Origin of the sequence: uncultured Chryseobacterium sp. (assembly GCF_936933875.1) — a bacterium.
In the GTDB taxonomy this organism is placed as follows: domain Bacteria; phylum Bacteroidota; class Bacteroidia; order Flavobacteriales; family Weeksellaceae; genus CAKZIK01.
In genome coordinates this window covers 1-2,938 of sequence record NZ_CAKZIK010000051.1, presented here as the reverse complement: position 1 = coordinate 2,938, position 2,938 = coordinate 1, and the positions used below count along the sequence as shown (strand labels likewise).

General features: G+C 37.1%; 2 protein-coding genes and 1 pseudogene. All 3 read left to right on the top strand.

Annotation, left to right across the window (positions count from 1 at the left end; genetic code table 11):
- Positions 1–235: 235 nt before the first annotated feature.
- Entirely contained in the window at positions 236–313 is a 78-nt protein-coding gene (locus Q0252_RS07720) for a potassium-transporting ATPase subunit F (protein WP_120213798.1), read from the top strand.
- 178 nt (positions 314–491) lie between these two features.
- Positions 492–2,189 carry a potassium-transporting ATPase subunit KdpA gene (kdpA, locus tag Q0252_RS07715; protein WP_243575484.1) on the top strand — a complete coding sequence of 566 codons (1,698 nt, stop codon included), beginning with the start codon at positions 492–494 and terminating at the stop codon, positions 2,187–2,189.
- Between the two features lie 17 nt (positions 2,190–2,206).
- Positions 2,207–2,938, top strand: a pseudogene (locus Q0252_RS07710) (hypothetical protein); the annotation flags it as partial.

The window sequence follows — 2,938 nt, the reverse complement described above, 5'->3', positions numbered from 1 at the left end:
CGATTTGACCATATTCTGGCATAATATAGAAAATGTAGGTTATGCAAAAATGGAAAATCAGAATGTACAGGAGACTGAAACCCTGGCATCTATTAGCAATCCTTTATGGATCTATTATATTCTTTGGAATCACATACAGAATCTTTAATCAATAAGCAATGACAATTATTTTAACCCTCACGGGTCTGGTACTTTTTGTACTCTTCTTTTTAACCATTAAATCTTTTGAAAAAATATGACCGCATTATTTATCATCGCCATCGCCGTATTTGCCTATATGTGCTATGTGCTTGTGAAACCCGAAAAATTTTAAAACGACTCAAAAGTAATGAACAAGAAAACCAAAAATATTTTTAAAGAATGGGTGGAGTTAATTCTTTGGACGTCGTTCGTGATTGTTTTCATTTATGTGATTATAACGGTTAAAAATATTTCTGCGGTTTAAAATCATTAACGAAGTTGAAAAGACAAAGTGACTTTAATCAAAAAAAATGAATACAGAAATTTTAGGAATTATATTGATGTTTGCATTGGTGGTATTATTTGCTATTCCATTAGGGCGCTACATTGGTAAAATATTCAGCAACGAAAAAACTTGGCTCGATGTGATTTTTAATCCTATCGACAAACTATTTTATAAAGTTTCCGGCGTCGATCCTGAAAAGGAAATGAACTGGAAACAACATCTTGGCGCATTACTTACCATCAATGTTGTCTGGTTTTTGTTTGGAATGTTTGTTTTAATGAATATGTCTTGGTTGCCATTAAACCCTGACAACAATCCATCAATGGGTGCCGAACTTGCATTTAATACCACGACAAGTTTTATTTGCAATACTAACCTACAACACTACTCTGGAGAGACTGGAATATCTTATTTCGGACAACTTATACTAATGCTTTTCCAGTTTATAAGTGCGGGGTGTGGGATTGCTGCAGCAGCAGTTGTGTTTTTTGCAATGAAAGAGAAGACAACCGAAAAATTGGGTAACTTTTACTTCTTTTTTGTAAGAAGCTGTACAAGAGTTTTGTTACCAATTGCTGTAGTTGTAGCTTCATTATTAGCTTTCAACGGAACTCCAATGACATTTGAAGGAAAAGACCCGATTACAACTTTACAAGGTGATAAAGTAGAAGTCAGCCGTGGTCCTGTTGCAGCATTTGTTGCTATAAAGCATTTGGGGACTAACGGAGGTGGATTTTTCGGTCCCAACTCTGCACACCCATTTGAAAACCCCAACTACTTTACCAATATTGTCGAAATAGTTGCTCAAATGGTAATTCCTTTGGCAATGGTATTTGCAATGGGTTATATTTTAAGAAGAAAAAAATTGGCTTGGACTATTTTTGGTGTGATGACAGTTGGCTTTTTGCTTCTTACTATCCCAACTGTTTTTAACGAAATAGGTGGTAATCCAGCGATCGAAAAAATGGGGATTCCTCAGAATCTTGGGAGTATGGAGGGCAAAGAAGTTCGATTTGGATCTGCCGCTTCTGCTTATTGGAGTATTGCAACGACTGTAATCTCTACCGGTAGTGTCAATTCTATGCACGATAGTTTTACACCGCTCAGTGGTATGAATCAATTGCTTGGTATGATGGTCAATTGTTTCTACGGCGGAGTTGGTGTAGGTTTCTTAAACTTCTACATCTTTATTATTCTTGCCGTATTCATCAGTGGATTAATGGTAGGAAGAACTCCTGAATTTCTCGGTAAAAAAATAGAAGCCAAGGAAATGAAAATCGCAATGATTATTGCTCTTCTTCACCCTTTCTTAATTCTTGTAGGAACTGCAATTTCAAGTTATATGGTTGCTCACAATCCTGACGAATACGGAAGCTGGTTAAACAATCCGGGTTTCCACGGTTTCAGTGAGATGTTGTATGAATTTACTTCATCAAGTGCTAATAACGGAAGTGGTTTTGAAGGTTTAGCAGATAACAACCCATTCTGGAATATTGCCTGCGGAATCGTAATGCTGATGGCAAGATATTTACCAATCATTGGTCCGGTTGCTATTGCAGGAAGTCTTGCCGCTAAAAAGTATATTCCTGAAAGTGCGGGAACACTTAAAACAGATACAGCAACATTTGGTTTAATGGTATTTGCAGTAATTGCAATTGTAGCTGCGTTGTCATTCTTCCCTGCGTTAGCATTAGGTCCAATCGCAGAGTATTTTTCACTTTAATTCTTATCTATATTATAATGAAAGGAAATAACAATTTGTTTCAGCCAGAATTGGTCAATGAGGCATTGAAGCAATCTTTTATAAAATTAAACCCTTCCAAAATGTTCCGAAATCCGGTAATGTTTATGGTTTGGGTAGGAACTCTCGTAATGGCAGGCGTTTGTGTTTGGATTGCAATGGGAGAACAAAGCCAAGGCAGTTTGGTTTACAATGTTATCGTAACCGCTGTTTTATTCATCACATTATTGTTTGCCAATTTTGCAGAAGCGATTGCAGAAGCGAGAGGAAAAGCTCAGGCAGATTCTCTTAGAAAAACAAGAGAAGAAACACCTGCAAAATGGATTAATCCACACGGAGAAATTTTCAATGATGAGTTAACAATTGTTCCCTCATCTCAGTTGAAAAAAGGAGACGTTTTCCTTTGCGAACCAGGCGATATCATTCCGTCGGACGGAGAAATTATCGAAGGTTTGGCTACAATTGATGAAAGTGCCATCACAGGAGAATCTGCTCCTGTAATCCGTGAAGCGGGTGGAGATAAAAGCAGTGTAACAGGAGGTACGAAAGTTCTTTCTGATAAAATCAAAGTAAAAGTTACAACGGAGCCAGGAGAAAGCTTCCTGGACAAAATGATTGCTTTGGTTGAAGGTGCTTCCAGACAGAAAACACCAAACGAAATTGCAACCAAAGGAAAAAAAAATAATAACTGGGATCTGATTAAACTAAAAAGCTTCTGCACAGCAAAAGAA

Excerpts from the sequence above, each read along its gene's own strand:
- Q0252_RS07720 (WP_120213798.1), top strand. The coding sequence starts at position 236 with ATGACCGCATTATTTATCATCGCCATCGCCGTATTTGCCTATATGTGC.
- kdpA (WP_243575484.1), top strand. The coding sequence starts at position 492 with ATGAATACAGAAATTTTAGGAATTATATTGATGTTTGCATTGGTGGTA.